This is a genomic window from Paracoccus sediminis, assembly GCF_900188295.1.
Lineage (GTDB): Bacteria > Pseudomonadota > Alphaproteobacteria > Rhodobacterales > Rhodobacteraceae > Paracoccus > Paracoccus sediminis.
Map to the genome: position 1 here is coordinate 98,085 of NZ_FZNM01000005.1, position 18,350 is coordinate 116,434.

The 18,350-nt window shown below is 69.2% G+C and carries 14 protein-coding genes; 8 read left to right on the plus strand and 6 right to left on the minus strand.

Annotation, left to right across the window (positions count from 1 at the left end; genetic code table 11):
* Positions 1–9: 9 nt before the first annotated feature.
* The 7 genes from doeB (at position 10) to ku (CHB77_RS09365) (ending at position 7,300) form a co-directional block, all read left to right on the plus strand.
* A complete protein-coding gene (gene doeB / locus CHB77_RS09335; protein ID WP_089388048.1) occupies positions 10–1,023 on the plus strand; it encodes a N(2)-acetyl-L-2,4-diaminobutanoate deacetylase DoeB in 1,014 nt (337 codons plus the stop codon).
* Positions 1,013–2,476, plus strand: coding sequence for an NAD-dependent succinate-semialdehyde dehydrogenase (locus CHB77_RS09340; protein WP_089387941.1), 1,464 nt, complete (start codon positions 1,013–1,015; stop codon positions 2,474–2,476). The genes doeB and CHB77_RS09340 overlap by 11 nt, the downstream gene beginning before the upstream one ends.
* Positions 2,470–3,840 carry an aspartate aminotransferase family protein gene (locus CHB77_RS09345; protein WP_089387942.1) on the plus strand — a complete coding sequence of 457 codons (1,371 nt, stop codon included), beginning with the start codon at positions 2,470–2,472 and terminating at the stop codon, positions 3,838–3,840. The genes CHB77_RS09340 and CHB77_RS09345 overlap by 7 nt, the downstream gene beginning before the upstream one ends.
* Positions 3,841–3,960: 120 nt before the next feature.
* On the plus strand, positions 3,961–5,355 hold the full coding sequence (chrA, locus tag CHB77_RS09350) for a chromate efflux transporter (RefSeq protein ID WP_089388049.1): 1,395 nt from the start codon (positions 3,961–3,963) through the stop codon (positions 5,353–5,355).
* A 144-nt stretch (positions 5,356–5,499) separates the two neighbouring features.
* On the plus strand, positions 5,500–6,015 hold the full coding sequence (locus CHB77_RS09355) for a hypothetical protein (RefSeq protein ID WP_089387943.1): 516 nt from the start codon (positions 5,500–5,502) through the stop codon (positions 6,013–6,015).
* A gap of 7 nt (positions 6,016–6,022) precedes the next feature.
* The gene (locus CHB77_RS09360) at positions 6,023–6,469 is read left to right on the plus strand and encodes a DUF421 domain-containing protein (RefSeq protein ID WP_089387944.1); all 447 of its coding nucleotides are present in this window, start codon (positions 6,023–6,025) and stop codon (positions 6,467–6,469) included.
* A 12-nt stretch (positions 6,470–6,481) separates the two neighbouring features.
* Entirely contained in the window at positions 6,482–7,300 is an 819-nt protein-coding gene (gene ku, locus CHB77_RS09365; protein ID WP_089387945.1) for a non-homologous end joining protein Ku, read from the plus strand.
* Positions 7,301–7,327: 27 nt separating this feature from the next.
* Here the strand turns inward: ku (CHB77_RS09365) and ku (CHB77_RS09370) are convergent, their stop codons facing one another.
* From ku (CHB77_RS09370) to CHB77_RS09390, 6 genes are read right to left on the minus strand one after another with little or no spacing between them, the layout of a single operon-like run.
* Positions 7,328–8,182: a non-homologous end joining protein Ku gene (gene ku, locus CHB77_RS09370; protein WP_089387946.1), complete on the minus strand. Its 855-nt coding sequence runs from the start codon at positions 8,180–8,182 to the stop codon at positions 7,328–7,330.
* 15 nt (positions 8,183–8,197) lie between these two features.
* Complete coding sequence (locus CHB77_RS09375; RefSeq protein ID WP_089387947.1) at positions 8,198–10,513, minus strand: glycosyltransferase family 4 protein; 2,316 nt, start codon at positions 10,511–10,513, stop codon at positions 8,198–8,200.
* A gap of 2 nt (positions 10,514–10,515) precedes the next feature.
* Entirely contained in the window at positions 10,516–11,613 is a 1,098-nt protein-coding gene (locus CHB77_RS18030) for a zinc-dependent alcohol dehydrogenase (protein WP_131023339.1), read from the minus strand.
* A complete protein-coding gene (locus tag CHB77_RS18775) occupies positions 11,603–13,759 on the minus strand; it encodes a glycosyltransferase (RefSeq protein WP_131023338.1) in 2,157 nt (718 codons plus the stop codon). The genes CHB77_RS18030 and CHB77_RS18775 overlap by 11 nt, the downstream gene beginning before the upstream one ends.
* Positions 13,704–16,040 (minus strand): UDP-galactopyranose mutase, encoded by a 2,337-nt coding sequence (glf, locus tag CHB77_RS09385; protein ID WP_207303031.1) that lies wholly within the window; start codon positions 16,038–16,040, stop codon positions 13,704–13,706. The genes CHB77_RS18775 and glf overlap by 56 nt, the downstream gene beginning before the upstream one ends.
* Complete coding sequence (locus tag CHB77_RS09390) at positions 16,037–17,197, minus strand: glycosyltransferase (RefSeq protein ID WP_089387948.1); 1,161 nt, start codon at positions 17,195–17,197, stop codon at positions 16,037–16,039. The genes glf and CHB77_RS09390 overlap by 4 nt, the downstream gene beginning before the upstream one ends.
* Before the next feature lie 161 nt (positions 17,198–17,358).
* Between CHB77_RS09390 and CHB77_RS09395 the strand changes: the two genes are divergently transcribed.
* A complete protein-coding gene (locus CHB77_RS09395; protein WP_242626600.1) occupies positions 17,359–18,348 on the plus strand; it encodes a quinone oxidoreductase family protein in 990 nt (329 codons plus the stop codon).
* The last annotated feature ends 2 nt before the right edge of the window (positions 18,349–18,350 follow it).

An 18,350-nucleotide genomic window follows, 5' to 3' on the forward strand; every position in this document is an offset into this window, starting at 1 on the left:
ATGCTGCACATGCAACTGACGCCCTCGCCCGTCACGGCAACGGTGGATTTCGCGGCGCCGGGGGTCAATCACGGCTTCCTGCGCCTGCCCTATTCGCGCGACGACGCGGCCTGGGGGTCGGTGATGACGCCGATCACCGTGGTGGTGGGCGGCGACGGCCCGACCGCGCTGCTGACCGGGGCCAACCACGGCGACGAATACGAAGGGCCGATCGCGCTGTTCGACCTGGCGTCCAGCATCCGGGCGCAGGATGTGACGGGCCGCATCATCATCGTGCCCGCGATGAACTGGCCGGCCTTCGGGGCGGGCACGCGGACGTCGCCCATCGACCGGGGCAACCTGAACCGCAGCTTTCCGGGCCGTCCCGACGGCACCGTGACGCAGAAGATCGCCGATTATTTCCAACGCGTGCTGCTGCCGATGGCGGATGTGGTGCTGGATTTCCATTCCGGCGGCAAGACGCTGGATTTCCTGCCCTATTGCGCGGCCCACATCCTGCCCGACAAGCGCCAGCAGGCGCAATGCTTTGACCTGGTGCGGGCATTCGGCGCGCCCTGGTCGGTCAGGATGCTGGAAATCGACGCGGTGGGCATGTACGACACCGCGGCCGAGGAGATGGGCAAGATCTTCGTCACCACCGAACTGGGCGGCGGCGGCACCGCGACCGCGCGCACGGCGGGCATCGCCCGGCGCGGCCTGCGCGACCTGCTGGTCGCCGCCGGCGTGTTGCGCGGCGAGGTCCAGGCCCGGCCGACGCAATGGCTGGACATGCCCGACGACGACTGCTTCACCTTCGCCGAGGACGGCGGACTGATCGAATTCCTGGCCGATCCCGGCGACCGGATCGAACGGGACCAGCCCGTCGCCCGGATCTTTCCCGTGGCCCGAACCGGCCTGCCGCCCGTCACCGTCACCGCCCGCCGCGCCGGGCTGTTCATGGCGCGCCATTTTCCCGGCATCGTCAAGCCCGGCGACTGCGTGGCCGTGATCGGCGTCGAGATCGGGGATGACCATGCTGTCTGACATGACGTTGATGCGGCCCGACGCCTTTGTCGGCGGCGAATGGATCGCTGCCGCCGCGCGCTTTGCCGTGACCGACCCGGCCACCGGCCGGACCGTCGCGCAGGTCGCGAAACTGGATGCGGGCGGGGCGCGCCGGGCCGTCGATGCCGCGCAATCGGCCTTTGGCCCATGGGCCGGCAGGGTGCCGCAGGACCGGTCGGCCATCCTGCGCCGCTGGTTCCGCCTGCTGCTGGACCACCGCGAGGATCTGGCCCGCCTGATGACCGCCGAACAGGGCAAGCCCCTGTCCGAGGCGCGCGGCGAGATCGACTATGCCGCCAGCTTTGTCGAATTCTATGCCGAGGAGGCCAAGCGCCCGAACATCGAAAGCGTGACCTCTCATCTGGCGACGGCCGAGATGGAGCTGTGGCGCGAACCCGTGGGCGTGGCGGCCCTGGTGACGCCGTGGAATTTTCCCTGCGCGATGATTACCCGCAAGGCCGCGGCGGCCCTGGCGGCGGGCTGCACGGTGGTCGTGCATCCGTCCGCCGAAACGCCGCTGTCGGCCACGGCCCTGGCGGAACTGGCGCGGCGCGCGGGGTTTCCGGCGGGCGTCTTCAACGTCGTGACCGGCGATGCGCCGGAAATCGTGGCCGAATGGTGCGCCGATCCGCGCGTGCGGGCGCTGTCCTTTACCGGATCGACCGAAATCGGCAAGCTGCTGTACCGGCAATCCTCGGACACGGTGAAACGGCTGGTGCTGGAACTGGGCGGCCACGCGCCCTTCATCGCCTTTGCCGATTGCGATCTGGATCTGGCGGTGGACGAGGCGGTCAAGGCCAAGTTCGCCACCTCCGGGCAGGATTGCCTGGGCGCCAACCGTTTCCTGATCGAACGGCCGATCCATGCCGAATTCTGCCGCCGCTTTGCCGATCGCGCCGCCGCGCTGACGCTGGGGCCCGGCGATCAGGATTGCGACCTTGGCCCGCTGATGAACGAAGCCGCCGCAGCCAAGCAGGAAGCCCATGTCGCGGATGCCCTGGCACGCGGCGCGCGGCTGCTGACCGGAGGCACGCGCGACCCCCAAGGCCCGCTGTTCTTCCGGCCGACCGTGCTGGCCGACGTTCCGGCCGAGGCGCTGATCTTTCGCCAGGAAACCTTTGGCCCCGTCGCCGCCATCGCCCCCTTCGACACCGAAAACGAGGCCGCCCGGATCGCCAACGCCACCCAATACGGCCTTGTCGCCTATCTTCACACCCAGGATCCGCGCCGGATCTATCGGCTGTCGCGCGCCCTGGAATTCGGCATGGTTGCCGTCAACCGCACCAAGGTCACCGGCGCGCCGATCCCCTTTGGCGGCATGAAGCAGTCGGGCCTCGGCCGCGAGGGAAGCCGTCACGGCATGGAAGCCTTTACCGACATCAAATACGTCTGCCGCGACTGGGCGGACCACAGGAGTGCCCCGGAATGCTGACGAATGACGAACTGGCCAAATGGGACCGCGAGAACCTTTTCCATCCTTCGACCCACCTGGGCCAGTTCGCGCGCGGCGATGCCCCCCAGCGGATCGTCCAGGGGGCCGAGGGCGTCCACATCATCGACCGCGACGGAAACCGCCTGCTAGACGGGTTCGCGGGGCTTTACTGCGTGAACGTCGGCTATGGCCGCTGGGAAATCGCCGAAGCCATCGCCCGGCAGGCCCGCGAGCTGGCCTATTACCACAGCTATGCGGGGCACGGGTCCGAGGCGTCGATCACGCTGGCCAAGATGGTGATGGACCGCGCGCCCAAAGGCATGGCGCGGGTCTATTTCGGCCTGGGCGGGTCGGACGCCAATGAAACCAACATCAAGCTGGTCTGGTATTACAACAACATCTTGGGCCGCCTGCAGAAGAAAAAGATCATTAGCCGCTGGCGGGGCTATCACGGATCGGGACTGATGACCGGCAGCCTGACCGGGCTGGATCTGTTCCACCGGAAATTCGACCTGCCGCTGGCGCAGGTCCTCCACACCGAGGCGCCCTATCCTTTCCGCCGTCCCGACCCCGGCATGACCGAGGCCGATTTCGTCGCCCATTGCGCCGAACGGCTGGAATCGCTGATCGCGGCCGAAGGGGCCGACACCATCGCCGCCTTCATCGGCGAGCCGGTCCTGGGCACCGGCGGCATCGTGCCCCCGCCCGCCGGATACTGGCCCGCGATCCAGGCGGTGCTGGACCGTCACGACATCCTGCTGATCGCGGACGAGGTGGTAACGGGTTTTGGCCGGCTGGGCAGCATGTTCGGCAGCGATCATTACGGCATCAGGCCCGATCTCATCACCTGCGCCAAGGGGCTGACCTCGGCCTATGCGCCCCTGTCGGGCAGCATCGTCGGGCAGCGGATGTGGGACGTGCTGGCGCGCGGGACCGACGAGAACGGCGTCTTCGGGCACGGCTGGACCTATTCCGCCCATCCCATCGGCGCGGCGGCGGGCATCGCCAACCTGAAGCTGATCGACGATCTGGGCCTTGTCGGGAACGCCGGAACGGTCGGCGCCTATCTGAACGACCAGATGCGCGCGGCGCTTGGCGATCACCCCCATGTCGGAGAGATCCGGGGCGAGGGGATGCTGTGCGCCGTCGAACTGGTCCGCGACCGCGACGCGCGCCAGTTCTTCGACGCGTCCGAGGGGATCGGCGCCAGGACCGTGGCCGCCATGCTCAAGCGCGGCGTGATCGCCCGCGCCATGCCGCAGGGCGACATCATCGGCCTTGCCCCGCCCCTGTGCCTGAGCCGGGCCGAGGCCGACACCATCGTCGCGGCGGCGCGGGACGCGGTGGCGGACATCCTGGGCTGACCGGGCGCCGCGCCGTTGCGCGCATCGTGGCGCGGCGCGGCAGGCAAGGCCGGGGCATCCGGTCCGTGACGCCTTCCATTGCCGGACCGGGAATGGGATGAACGCACCGGACAACCGATCATGGACCGCGCCATGCCCCCGAACCCCGCGACCCGCCGCGCTTATCCGACCCTGGCCCAGGCGGCCCGCGTCTGGGCGCGCATCGGCCTGCTGAGCTTTGGCGGGCCGGCGGGCCAGATCGCCCTGATGCACCGCGTCCTGGTCGAAGAACACCGGTGGCTGGGCGAACGCCGGTTCCTGCACGCCCTGAACTTTTGCATGCTGCTGCCCGGACCCGAGGCGATGCAGCTGGCGGTCTATATCGGCTGGCTGATGCACCGCACGGCGGGGGGCATCGTCGCGGGCCTGCTGTTCGTGCTGCCCGGCGTGGCGTCGATCATGGCGCTGTCCTGGATCTATGCCTTATGGGGCGATACCGGCGCGCTCGAGGGGCTGTTCTTCGGGCTGAAGGCCGCCGTGCTGGCCATCGTCGTGCAGGCGCTGATCCGCATCGGATCGCGGGCCTTGAGGAACGGCGCGATGATGGGCGTCGCGGCGGCGTCGTTCGCGGCGATCCTTGTCTTTGGCGTGCCGTTCCCGGCCATCATCGCGGCGGCGGGCCTGATCGGGTTTATGGGCGCGCGCGCGGGCTTGTCCGCGTTCCGCGCGGGCGGCGGGCGCGGCAAGGCCGGTGCGGTGCAGGTCGATGACACCGACACCCTGCTGGGCGACGAGCCGCCCGATCACGCGCCGATCAGCGCGGCCTGGGCCGCGAAGACCGCGGCGGCGTTCCTGGCGCTGTGGCTGGTGCCGGTGGCGGCGCTGTTCCTGATCCTGGGACCGCAGAACGTGTTTTCCCGGATCGCCGGATTCTTCAGCGTCATGGCGGTCGTGACCTTTGGCGGCGCCTATGCGGTGCTGGCCTATGTGGCCCAGCAGGCGGTGGACACCTTCGGCTGGCTGGCGCCGGGGGAAATGATGGACGGGCTGGGCATGGCCGAAACGACGCCCGGCCCGCTGATTATGGTCACGCAGTTCGTGGGATTCATGGGCGCGATGCGCGACGCGGGCACGATGCCGCCCCTTGTGGCGGGCACGCTGGGCGGGCTGCTGACGACCTGGGTGACATTCGTGCCGTGCTTTCTGTGGATCGTCCTGGGCGCCCCCTTCATCGAGCGGCTGCGCGGCAACCGCGCCCTGTCGGCGGCGCTGACGGCGGTGACGGCGGCGGTGGTGGGGGTGATCGGGAACCTGGCCGTCTGGTTCGGCCTGCATGTGCTGTTCGGCCAGTTGCGCCCGGTCGCGGCCCTGGGCCTGGATCTGGATCTGCCGGTCTGGCGCACGCTGGATCCGGCGGCCCTTGTGCTGGCGGTCGCGGCGATGGTGGCCGTGTTCGGGTTCCGTCTTGGCGCGGTCGCTGTTCTGGCGGGCTGCGCCATGGCCGGGCTGGCCCTGCGCCTGGCCGGGATCGTCTGACCCTGCAATCCGGACCGCGGGGACCGCGCCGGCCTGCCCCGGCACCCGTGAAATCCAGCAGACTCAACAGCCTTGTTGCCGCCGCCCGGAACCCGAACGATGCGGCGGCGCTTGTGTCAGAAGCGACCAGCGGCGGGCAGGGCGATGACGGACATCGGGCAATTGCCGGTTCCTCCGATCCGGGCGGACGGCCTGCAAATGCAGGAATACCGCGACCGGCAGCGGCGGTACTGGCGGATACAGCGCATGGGGTGGTGGGGCTTTGGCGCAATCATGCTGCTGGCGATCCTGGGGCTGACCGGCAGCGGCGGCGTCTTTCAGACACAGACGCTTCGCTTTGCCGATGCCACGGTCGAGGTTCCGCGCGTGTCCCGCTGGGAAGGGACGGACGGCGTGTCGATCGTCTTCGCCAAATCCGAAGCCCGGCACGAGGTGCGGATCGGCCAGCCGTTCTTCGACCGCTTTTCCATCCGGCGGATCCAGCCCGAACCTGACCGGAACCTGCTGATCCCCGGTGCCCAGTCGCTGGCCTTCACGGCCGAAGGCCTTGGCCCGCACCAGGTCAGGATGGACCTGCGCGCCCTGCATTTCGGCTGGACCGCGTTCGACATCACGATCGGGAACGAAACCCGCCGCGCGTCCTTGATCGTTCTGCCCTGAGGTCATCATGGATTCGGTCATACGCGGTCTTGTCATCTATGCCATCCTGCTGATCGGGACGCGCCTGACGGGGCGCCGGACGCTGGCGCAGATGACGCCCTTTGATCTGGTGCTGGTGCTGATAATCGCGGAAACGACCCAACAGGCGCTTCTGGGGGACGACTTCTCGATCACCAACGCGGCGGTGCTGATCGTCACGCTGTTCGCCACCGATGTGGTGCTGGCGTGGATAAAGGGCCGTTCGAACCGCATCGCCTCTCTGCTGGACGGAAATCCCACGGTGCTGATGAGCGAGGGCACCCTGGATCCCGAGGCCATGCGGCGGTCGCGCGTCAGCGTGGGCGACGTGCTGGAGGCGGCCCGCGCCCAGCACGGCCTGAAGGCCCTGTCCGACATCGACGCCGCGGTGCTGGAGGTCGGCGGCGGCATCAGCATCATTCCCAAGGAAAGATAAGGCAGGCGTCCCATGGCAGCGCGCACGTTCTGGAAGGGGTATCTGACACTGTCGCGGGTGACATGCCCCGTCAGCATGATCCCCGCGACCACCGAGGGCGAGAAGGTGCGGTTCCACACGCTGAACGCCGAAACCGGCAACCGCGTCGTCAGCCAATATGTCGATGCCGTGACCCAAAGGCCGGTACGCGAGCACGATCAGGTCAAGGGCTATCAACGCGGCGAGGACGATCATGTCATTCTGGAGGACGAGGAGATCGAGGCCGTCGCCCTGGACAGCACCCGCACCATCGACATCGGCATGTTCGTGCCCGACCGCTCGATCGGCTGGGTCTGGTACGACACGCCGCATTTCCTGATGCCGGGGGACGGGGCGGGGCAGGACGCCTTTGCCGTGATCCGCGACGCCATGGCCACGACCGGCACCGCGGGCCTGTCCCGGCTGGTGATGTATCGCCGCGAACGCGCCGTGATGCTGAAGCCGCGCGGCAGGGGGATCGTCCTGTGGACGCTGCGCTTTGGCGACGAGATACGCGACGAGGGCGAGGTTTTCGACCTGCCCGCTATCGGCGCGCCCGAGTCCGGGGCACTGGACCTGATGCGCAGGCTGATCGGGGAACGCACGGTGTCCTGGGATGCGGGCATGGTGGACGATCCGGTCCAGGACCGGCTGCTGGACATCATCGCGGCCAAGAAAAAGGCCAAACGGCGCGCCGGCCGCGCCAAGGCCGCACGGGCCGAGGATGCCGCGAACCGGTCCAACGTCATCGACATCATGGAGGCGCTGACGAAAAGCCTGGGGTCCGAAAGGGGTGGTGGCGGCAGCCGGTAAGGGGACGGCGGCCTGGCCGCCAGGGATTCACCCGGCCTTCTTGTCCGACCGGCCCGACCGCGCGGTCCGGGGCGCGCCGCGGGGCTTTGCGGGCCGGCGGGCGGGGTCGGTCCGGGCCGCGCTGTCGCGCAGGGCCGCCAGCAGATCGACGCTCTCGCAGGGGGCGGGTTCCCTGGGGGGCGGCAGTCTGCGACCCTCGGCCTTGGCGCGGACCAGATCGGCCAGGGCATCCTCGTAACGGTCAACGACCGTGCCGGGATCGAAAGCACCGCGCCGGGTTGCGACAAGGGCGCAGGCCAGATCCAGCATCTCGTCCCCGGTCCGGGTGTCGGGCAGATGCGCGAACGCCTGGGCGGGATCGCGCACCTCGTAGGCGAAGTTCAGCGTCGTGCCGATCAGCCCGTCGTGATGGGCGCGGATCAGCACGGTCCTGGCCCGCCGGAACAGCACCGTCTGCGCCAGGGCCGCCACCTTTTCGGCCCGCATCCCGTCCCGGATCAGGGCAAAGGCCTTGATGGCGCCGGGATCGGCATGGGCGATGTAATAAGGCTTGTCGAAATACAGGTCGTCGATGTCGTCGCAGCCGACAAAGGCACTGACCGACAAGGTCTTGTCGTTGTCGGGCAGGGCGGCCTCGATCTCGTCGGGGTCCAGCATGATGTGGTCGCCGGCCGCAGTCTCGTATCCCTTGACCTGATCGTCGGGGTCCACGGGCTTGCCCGTGCCGCTGTCCACGAAGATGCGGCGGACGCGGTTGCCGGTCTTTCGGTTCAGCGTGTGAAACCCGATGCGGTCCGATGTCGAGGACGCCGGATAGAGCGCGACGGCGCAGCCGATCTCGGCGATCTTCAGGAAACCCTTCCAGCTTGCCCTGGGTGCCATGGCGAACCTTTCCGATCAAGGCGGATCCGAACGGCTCAACGGAAATCCGGTTCCATCCCGCATCCGCCCCGTGACCTGCCGGACCTGGTCCGCCAAAGGCCCCTCGATCAACCGCGCGCCGCCCGAGGGATCGTCGCCCAGAAGCCCGTTGGGACACAGCCGGTCGTCGTCCCAGCCGGGATGGTTGGCCACAGGATACAGGCAGACGCCCTCGACACGGGCGCCCCGCGCGCGGGCGCGGGCCACCTGATCGCGGACATAGGCGAACCAGGACGCGCGCCTTGCGCCTTCGGTCCCGGTTTCGGCGATCATCAGGGGGCGGTCATACCGCGACGCGACCTCGACCAGCAGGTCGGACAGGGGGCGATAGCGGGGATGGTCCATGTCGATGGGCGGGCCGCCGTGGATCCACTGGTTGTTCCAGTAGTAATTGACCCCGACGATATCCAGCAGGGACGGATCGCCGCCCAGTTGCGGCCACATCCGGCCCGAGATCAGCTCGAACGCCTGGAACTGCGCGTCGTGATGGCCTCGCGCCTCCCACAGCGGCTTGCCGTTCTGCGGGTCGTGATGGATCGCCAACAACGGTTCGGCGTGAACGAAACGCGCGCGCGGATCGACGGCGCGCAATTCGCGCATCGCGGCGATCGACGCGCGGGCCAACTGGCATTTCAGCTCGTATCCGCGATGGGACGCGAAGGGGTTGAGATACCGCGCGTCCCCCCCGGCCCAGGACAGGAAGCTGATCTCGTTGACCGGGCACCAGAAGGGCACCGCGTCGGTGATGTCCCGATGGTGCCGGGCCACGATGCGGGCGAAACCCGCGAAACGGTCCACGAAGGCGGGGGTCCAGATGTCCAGATCGTCCGGCCATCCGTAATGCAGCAGATCCCAGATGACCTGCGTGCCGGTGTCGGCCGCGGCCTGCATCATCGGCGTCAGGTTGGAAAGGTCGTACCGGCCCGGCGCGGTCTCGATCCGGTGCCACCGCGCGCCGTCGCGGCAGGCGCGGATGCCCAGATCCGCCAGTTGCCGGTAATCCTGCGCGGCATGGGTGTCGTGGCCGATGGCGGCGATCAGATCCAGGCGGCGCCCGTTGCGCAGGCGGTGGGTCGATGCCTCCCATCCGCCCAGCACGACGCTGGCAAAGGTCGAGGGCGGCGGCGCGGGCCGGCGTTCGGCCAGCACCCGGTCAATCAGCGCCCGCCATTGCGGCACCACGACCGGCGCGGAATAGGTGGCCCGGACATGATCGCGCAGGGCGGCGCCCAGCCGTCGGCGCAGGGGCGCGTCGTCCAGCAGCCGCGTCATGGCCCCGGCCACGGCGGCCGGATCCTCGTGCGGCACGAACAGGCCGCTGATGCCATCGGTGATCTGTTGCAGGGCGCCGTTGTCGGGGGTGGCGATGACGGGCAGGCCCGCCGCCCCGGCCTCGGCGATGACATGGGGCATCCCCTCGCCCCGCGACAGCCAGCAGAAGATGTCCATGGCGGCCAGCAGATCCGGCACGTCCGGGCGGTTGCCGGTAAAGATGATGCGGTGGCCCAGGGGCGCGGCCATGCGGCGCAACTCGTCGGCATAGTCCGGCATGAAGGCATCCGGGCCGCCGACGATCACGAAGCGCGCCCTGGGATGGGCCGGTGCAACGCGCAGCGCGGCGGCGATGACATCCTCGACCCGCTTCTTGCGGTCCAGGCGGCCGACCCAGCCGATCAGGATCTCATCCGCAGCGATGCCCAGGGACGCACGGACCCCATCGCGCCGGTCGGGGCGGAATTCCTCCAGATCGACCATGGACGGGATTTCCACCGCATCCCCCGGCCGATCCGGCATCCCGCCCGCCGCCGCCGCCCGGATGCTGTCGCAGACCCCGACATAGCGGGCCGTCAGATGCTTTGGTCCCGCCAGGGCCTCGGACACCAGCCCGCCATGTTCGATCAAGGGCGGGCGCAGGGCCATCCCTTCCAGGGCAGGATAGATGTCGGCGACGTTCTGGCAGGACACGACCACATCGGCGCCCGAGAGCGCGCGGCGCAGGTAATCGACCGTCTCCTCGAACCCCAGGGCATAGGGGGCGGTGTCCACCTGCACGCCCAGCTCGGCCAGTTGCCGGTGGGTCTGGTCGGGCATCCCGTCCTTGCGGAAACAGGGGATGACGGTGATGCGATACCGGTCGCGCGGCAGGGTGCGGGCCAGCAGGCGGATTTCGGTCTCCTCGCCGCCCACGACCAGCCAGGCCATGACGAAGGTAATGCGGATCAGGCGGTGGCCGTCATGGGGCGCGGGAAAGGTTTCGGGGGGCACGAAGCCCCAGACCTGCCGGTCGTCCATGCTCATGCCTCGAACACGATTTGCAGGAAATCGGGGCGTTCGGCCAGCAGGCGGCGCAGGAAATCGGGCGCGTCGCCATAGGGCACGACATGGGTAATCATGTGCTGCCGGATCAGGTGGCCTTCCGTCTGCAACAGCCGCAGCGTTTCCCCCGCCAGCCGCCGCTGGTCCCAGGCATGGGCCACCGGGCGCGGCATCCGGTTGATCTGCGCGCAGCGGATCGCCAACCCGTTGTGGTGGAACTCCTCGCCCAGCCGGGCGCCGTCCATGCCGCCCTGATAAAAGGCCAGGTCGATCACCGTGCCCTGCGGGCGCAGCGCCTGAAGGCAGCGGTGCAGGCTGTCGGACCGCGCGCGGGTCTGGAACACGTATTCCGCCCCGCGCCCGCCGACCTTGTGGTGCCAGGCCGATTTGGCGTATCGCACGGCCTCGTCCTCGGCCATGGCGGCAAAGCCCATCCTGCGCGCGATGTCCTGGCGGAAGGGCGACGGGTCCACCACGACGATTTCCGAGGCCCCGCCCTGGCGCGCGAACAGCGCGCAGAACAGCCCCACCGTGCCGCCGCCCCAGACCAGGACGGGGCGACCTTCGACCCCCGCGCCCAGATACGGGACCGATGCGCCGAACTGGTCGGCATCGGCATGCAGGATGCCGTTGGCGGCGATCGGCCCCATCTGCGCCACGAAGATGCCCAGGATCGGATCCAGGCCGTCGGGCAACGCCAGCAGCAGGTCATGGGCGGGGTTCGCGGTGTGCCCGGTCTTGTGGCCAAAGGTCGTGGCCACGACATCGCCGCTGGCAAAGCCCGGCGCGCGGGCGTCGATGACGCGCGCTACCTCCATATAGCCCAGGAAATTCACCGGGAAATGCGCGGACGGCTCTCCGGGAACGAACAGGCCCTGCCCGTCGTCCCAGCGGCTGTGCAGATAGGGATTGCTGCCTTTCAGGAAGGTCAGCTCGGTCCCCGCCGACAGGCCCGTGTACATCAGGTCCAGCCGCACCTGCCCGTCGCCCGCCGGGCCTTCGTCATAGCCGAAGAAATACGGCTCGTGCGGGCGTTCGATCCCCAGGGACCGGATGTGGCGATGCTCATGCGGCATGGTCGGAGCCTTGCGCAGCGGATGCACGAAAGATGGGCTGCGGGTCAGCCCGCAGCCCCTCCATCGTCACAAGGGCGCCGTCGCGGGCGGACTGCGCGACCGCCAGGGCCACGCGGTGGGTCATCAGCGCCTCGGCGTAGGGACAGCGGATGCGGTTTTCGCGGCCCTGGACGGCCTCGATGAAATCCCGGTCCTCGCGCCAGACGGGATCGCCCTGCGCATGGCGGACGGGACGCCCCCGGCCCACATCGATCATCAGGTCGTGGTCGGTGATCTCCAACGCCATGCCGTCGGCAAAGACGTGCAGGCCGACGCGGTGGTTCCACCGCAAAAGACAGGTGGCCGACAGGTTGGCGATGGCGCCGCTGGCGAAGCGCAGCGTGGCCGCCGTCGCGGTGGGCACGGTCAGGCCCTGGAAATCGGCGCGGTCGCGGCGGGCGGCCATACCGAACACCTCGGTCACGTCGCCGGCCAGGAACCGGGCCGCGTCGATCACATGGGTCGCCTGTTCGACCACCTGCCCGCCGCTGCGGTCGTGGTCCCACCACCATTGCGGGGGCGGCGTCTGGTCCAGCCAGAATCCCTGGATCAGATGCGCGGGGTTCTGCGCCAGATGCGCCCGCGCCTCGTCCATCGTGTCCAGATAGCGCCAGTGGTATCCCACCGCCGTCACCAGTCCCGCCGCCGCCACCTCGGCCGCGATCTCCTCGGCCAGGGCGAGGTTCAGCGAGACGGGCTTTTCGACAAAGAGCGGCAGCCCGCGCGCGATGCAGGCGCGTTCCGGCGCGCCATGGGCAAAGGGCGGCACGCAGATATAGACGGCGTCCAGATCCTCGGCCGCCAGCATGGATTCGTGATCGGCATAGGCCACCGCGCCGTTCGCCTCGGCCGCTTGGCGCGCGCGGTCCCCGTCAGGGTCGCAGACGGCGGCGATCTGCACGTCCTCCATCGTGCGCAGCACGCCGAAATGGCGGTGCGCGATGCCGCCCGCGCCGATGAAGCCTAGCCGTGTCTTGGTCATTCCGTCCTCGCTTCGCTGCCGCATCACATCGCGGTAGATCGTTTGAACTTGGTCCGCCATGCGGGCGGCGGTAAAGCGTTCGGCCCAGCGGCGGCGGCCGTCGCGGGCCACGGCGGCGCGGCGCACGGGATCGGCCAAGGCCTCGGCAAGCGCATCGGCCAGGGCGCGCGACCGTCGCGGCGGGACCAGCCAGGGATGATCGGACCCCAGGGCCTCGGCCGTGCCGGTCACGTCCGTCGCGACGACCGGCAGGCCGATGGCCATGGCCTCGAGCACGACCAGCGGCAGCCCCTCGAACCCCGAGGGCAGAACCAGCAGGTCCGCGGCGGCCATCCGCGCGGGGACATCGTCGCGCCGGCCCAGGAAACGCACGGCATCCGACAATCCCAGCCGCGCCGCCCAGCTTCGCAGGCGGTCCATGCCCGGCCCCTGCCCGACCAGATCCAGCCGCGCGCGCATCCCCCGGCGGTGCAGGCGCGCCAGGGCCGTCAGCAGCGTCCGATGCAGCTTTTGCGGGGTGAAACGGCCGACGCACAGCAGGGTCAGCCCGTCCCCGCCCCGATGATCCACCCCCGGACGGGCCGTGCCGTTCGGGACGGCATGAACCGGCAGGCCGCGTCCGATGGACCTCATCGCGTCGCGCCATCCCTGTGCCGCCGCGTCTGACACGGCGATCAGACGGTCCACGCCGTCGCTGGCGTCGGCATAGGCCTCGATCTGGCGGGAACAGGTCAAAAGCCAGGGCAGATGTTCAGTGCGGATCACCGCCATGCCCGCCCGCGCCGCAGCGGCCGCGATGGCATGGCCTTCCCAGCCGATCCCCGCGTGAAGATGGACGATCCGCGCCCGGCTGGCCGCGATCAGGGCCGGGGCGTCGCCGGGATCGAAGGTCCGGGCCGCGATCCCCGACGCCGCGGCCCGTGCGGCCAGGGCCTGTCCCGCGGCGTGATCGGGAAATGCCAGCGTCGCCATGCCGGGCGGCAGACCTGCCGCCAGCGTCAGCATGTGTTCGCCGACGCCCGATGGGTCGGGACTGTCTGTCACCAGCAGGGCGCGCATCACGATGCCGTCACGCCAGGGGCGCCATCGCGCCCGGCGCGGCCAGCCGTTGGTCCAGCCGCCCATGGAGGGCAAGCGCCTGCGCCACCACCCGATCCATGCTGCACCAGCGATAGCCGGCCAGACGCCCCGCGAAGATCACGTCCGGTTCGGCTGCCGCAAGCGCGTCATAGCGGCGGAACAGCGCCAGATTTTCGGGCGTCGGGACAGGATAGAACGGATCGCCGTCGTCTGCCGGGTATTCATGGGTGATCGTGGTCCGCGCGTGGATCTGTCCGGTCAGATGCTTGTGTTCGACGATCCGCGACCAGGGCACGTCCTCGGCCGGGAACGCGACGACCCCGGCCTGCTGGAACTGCGGCCGGTCCAGGGTTTCATGCCGGAACCGCAGGCTGCGATAGGGCAGCGCGCCGAAGCGGTGCCCGAAATAGGCGTCGATGGGACCGGTATAGACCGTCAGGCGGCCCGTGTCCGCTGCGCCGAGGTCATGGAAATCGGTGCCAAGCGCCACCTCGATGCCGGGATGATCCAGCATCCGTTCGAACATCCGGGTATAGCCGTCGCGCGGCATCGCCTGATGCCGGTCGGTGAAACGGCGGTCGTCGGCATCCGTCCGGGCCGTCACGCCCGACGCGGCAGACGGGTCCAGCAGCGACGGATCCAGGCCCCACCGCTTGCGCGAACTGCCCTGAAGGAACCGTTCGTACAGATCGGTCCCGACCGCCTTCACCATGGCGTCGCGCGCGGTGCGGATTTCCGGGACGGGCGGCGCGATGCGGGCCAGAAAGGTCCGGGCCTCGGCTTCGGTGCGCATGTCAAGGCCGTGGACGGCGTTCAGCGTCGTGCGGTTGATCGGCATTGGCACCGTCATGTCCCCCACGCGGGCCATCACCCGGTGTTCATAAGGGCGCCATTCGGTGAACCGGCCCAGCCAGGCGAACACCTCGTCGCTGTCGGTGTGGAAAACATGCGGGCCATAGCGATGGACCCGGATCCCCGCCTCGTCCGGGCTGTCAAAGGCGTTGCCGGCGATGTGGTCGCGTCGGTCCACCAGCAACACGCGTTTGCCCGATTCCTCGGCGAACTGGCGCGCCAGCACTGACCCGGCAAAGCCCGCGCCGCAGATCGTCACGTCGTGCTTTCGGGCGCCGCGCAGGGTCGGCGGGGCGGGCACGTTGACGGCCGGTCCGATGGCCAGCCGCGTGCCGGACACCCGGTTCAGGCAGGCCCGCATCCGCTGGAAGGTGTTGTCCCAGCTGAGATCGGACAGCAGCCGGTCCGCCGCGTCGCGCCACGCCGCGGGCTGCCTGCTGCGGGCCAGGGCGGATTCGCAGGCGCGCACGAAGGCCGGGGCGTCGTTGGCGATGTGGACCGCCGACAGTCCGCCGTAATGGCGCACCACATCGCGCACCGGGGTGGATACAACCTGCACCCCGCCCGCCAGATATTCCGGCGTCTTGGTGGGGGATATGAAGCGCGTCGCGTCGTTCATCGCGAACGGCATCAGCGCCACGTCCCATCCCGCCAGATAGTCCGGCAACCGGTCATAGGTCCGCTGCCCCAGCCAGTGGATGTTGGGCGCGCGGGGCAGATCGTCCGGGCTGATCTTGGCAAGCGGGCCGATCATCACCACCGACCAGTCGGGATGGGCCTTGGCCACTGCCGCGATCAGGCCAAGGTCCAGCCGTTCGTCGATGACCCCGTAATAGCCCATCCGGGGCCTGGGCAGCACGGCCTGGTCCGCGGGTTCGGCCACGGTGCCGCGCGCGCGGGCGAAATGGGTCGTATCGACCGATGACGGAAAGGGGTGGATGTTGCGGTGCCGCCCGGCCTTGGCCTCGAAGATCGAATGGCCACCGGTAAAGACGACATCCGCCGCCGCCATCAGCGCGGCCTCGTTCGCGGCCAGGCCGGGCGGGGCAAAGCGAAAGGCCGACAGTTCGTCCATGCAGTCATAGACCACGGCCGCCGCATCGACATGAGCCGCGATGGGCCACATCATCGGCGTATAGAACCACAGGACCGGGCGATGAATGCCGGTCAGGCCCATCATCTGATCCAGAAGATCCGACAGGGCGCGGGCCTGATCCTCGGGCGGCCACCCGGCGGGAACGCGGGGACGGATGGACTGGACGGTCGTGCCGTCGAAGGCGTGGAATTCCAGATAGGGCAGGTGGTGATCGGTGGGGATCGCCTCCTCCCAGAAGAACAGGCGGTAATGATCGGCAAAGCGCGACATCAGGTGCTGCGGGCGCTGCAACACGAAATCCCAGCGGAGATGCGAAAAGCAGATCAGAGCGGGGCGGGCCGGGGGAACAAGGGGGATCAACGGGTTGGCATTGGTCATGGCACCATCCTTGCCGTGCGGATCTGGGTCAGCGTGTCGGCCAGCCGGGCCATGCTGGGCCGCCATCCCCAGCGGGACAGGGCCACGTCGCGCGGGTCATAGCGCGCATGATCGCGCAGCAGCCTGTCCAGGGCCTCGGCGAAATCGGCGCCCTCATGGGCCGCGATCCCGGTTTCCGGCGTGATGAATTGCAGCCCGCAGGACAGACGGGCATTGGCCAGGACCGGCAGGCCCGCCAACTGGTATTCGGTCAGGATCGCGGGCGCGCCATCGTCCTCGCCGCAGACCACGCCCACGCGGGCGCGGTTGATCTGACGGTTCACCTCGTCATGGCTGATCGCCGGGGGGCCGACGATGTCCAGATCCAGCCCCTCGCGCGCGGCACGGTCGCGGAATTCATCGGTCTGGTGGCCATAGCCCACGACCAGCAGCCCCCGCGTGCCGGGACGCCGCGCCATGGCGTCGAACAGGATGTCGTGGCGCTTGTAGGGCTGGGCGCAGGCCACATAGACCACATCGCGGTCCTTGTCGGCGCCGGTCGGAAAGAAGGTCTGGCCAGACGCGAAGGCCGGGCCGATGGGCAGCACCAAGGTCCGCGCACCCGGAATCCGCGCCTCGATTTCCCGCGACTGCCAGTCGGCGCCGGTCAGAAACAGGTCGAAACGCGCGGCCAGACCGTCGGGGATGCGCAACGCCGGGGCGTCGATCGAATTGTAGATCTTCAGCGACGCGGCGCAGGCGTCCAGCAGCGCGGCGTCCACCCCCAGCCCCCACACGCACAGGATGTCGGGCGGACCGACCGCGCGGATGAAGTCCACCGCCTCGGCCGAGCCATAGGGGGCAGGTCCATCGGCGCGAAAAACGCGCCGGGTCAGCACGGGGTTCAACGGATCGGGGGTGCCCAGGGGCCGGCGGGCGTCGCGGTCGGATTCCCCGTCGCGTCCCGCAAAGGTCCAGATCTCGGCATGATCGACCACCCCGCCGGCCACCGCCGCCAAGGGCAGGCGTTCCAGATAGCCGCCCGTCACCGCAACCGACCGGGAACGGTCCGGCCGGGCAAAGGCAGGCTGCCAGCCATCGTCCTTGACCGGATTTTGTGGAACGCTGGGCGGAACTTGCGAGCAAAAGTCGGAAATCGCAACGATCCAGCCGGGCATGGTTCCATCCGCCATTGAAGCGACAGTCAACGGGGCGTGTTCACGAAAGGTTGCGTTGATCTTTATTAACGTGACAATCCCGTCCGGCGGTGGCGCGAAATTGGGCGTCGACGGCGCCGCGGTTTCCGGCGACAGTCCCATTCAGCCATACGGAGGACGGGATGACCACGCTGATCGACGCCATTCGCATTTCGGGCTTCGGGGGGCGGAATGTCCTGTCCCTGGACCGGATCGACCTGCCCGCGCCCGGACCGGGAGAGATCCAGTTGCGCCACCTGGCCATCGGTCTGAACTTCATCGACATCTATCACCGCAAGGGGGTCTTTGCCGCGCCGTTGTCCCTGCCCAGCGGCCTGGGGGTCGAGGGCGTGGGCGAGGTCACACTCATCGGCGACGGCGTCGCGGGCATCGCGCCGGGCGATCGGGTGGCTTATGTCGGCGGGCCGCCGGGGGCCTATGCCACGGCGCGCAACCTGCCCGCCGCACGCGCCATCACGGTGCCGGACGGCATCGACAGCGCCACGATGGCGGCGATGATCTTCAAGGGATTGACCGCCGAATACCTGATCCACCGCTGCGTCGCGGTCCGGCCCGGCGACCGGGTGCTGTTCCACGCGGCGGCGGGGGGCGTCGGGTCCATCGCCTGCCAATGGTTGAAAGCCATCGGCGCCGAGGTGATCGGCACGGTCGGATCCGGCGCCAAGGCCGATGCCGCGCGCCGCAACGGCTGCGATCATGTCATCGTCACCGGGTCGGAGGACGTGGCCGCCAGCGTCCGTCGGATCACCGGTGGCAAGGGGGTGCGGGTCGCCTATGATTCCGTCGGCGCCGACACCTTTGCCGGGTCGCTGGACAGTCTGGCGCCGCGCGGCACTCTTGTCAGCTTCGGCGAAAGCTCCGGTCCCGTCGCGCCGCTGGCCGTGGCGTCGCTGGGGGCCAAGGGATCGCTGTTTCTGACCCGCCCATCCATTGCGCATTACACCGCGGACCGCGCCGAATACAAGGCTGCGGCGCAGCGCCTGTTCGCGGCCATGGCGGACGGGACGCTGGCGCCCCCGCAGGTCACGACCTATCCCCTGGCCGACGCAGCCCGCGCGCAGGACGACATGGAAAACCGCCGCACCCAAGGATCGGTCGTGCTGCTGCCCTGACG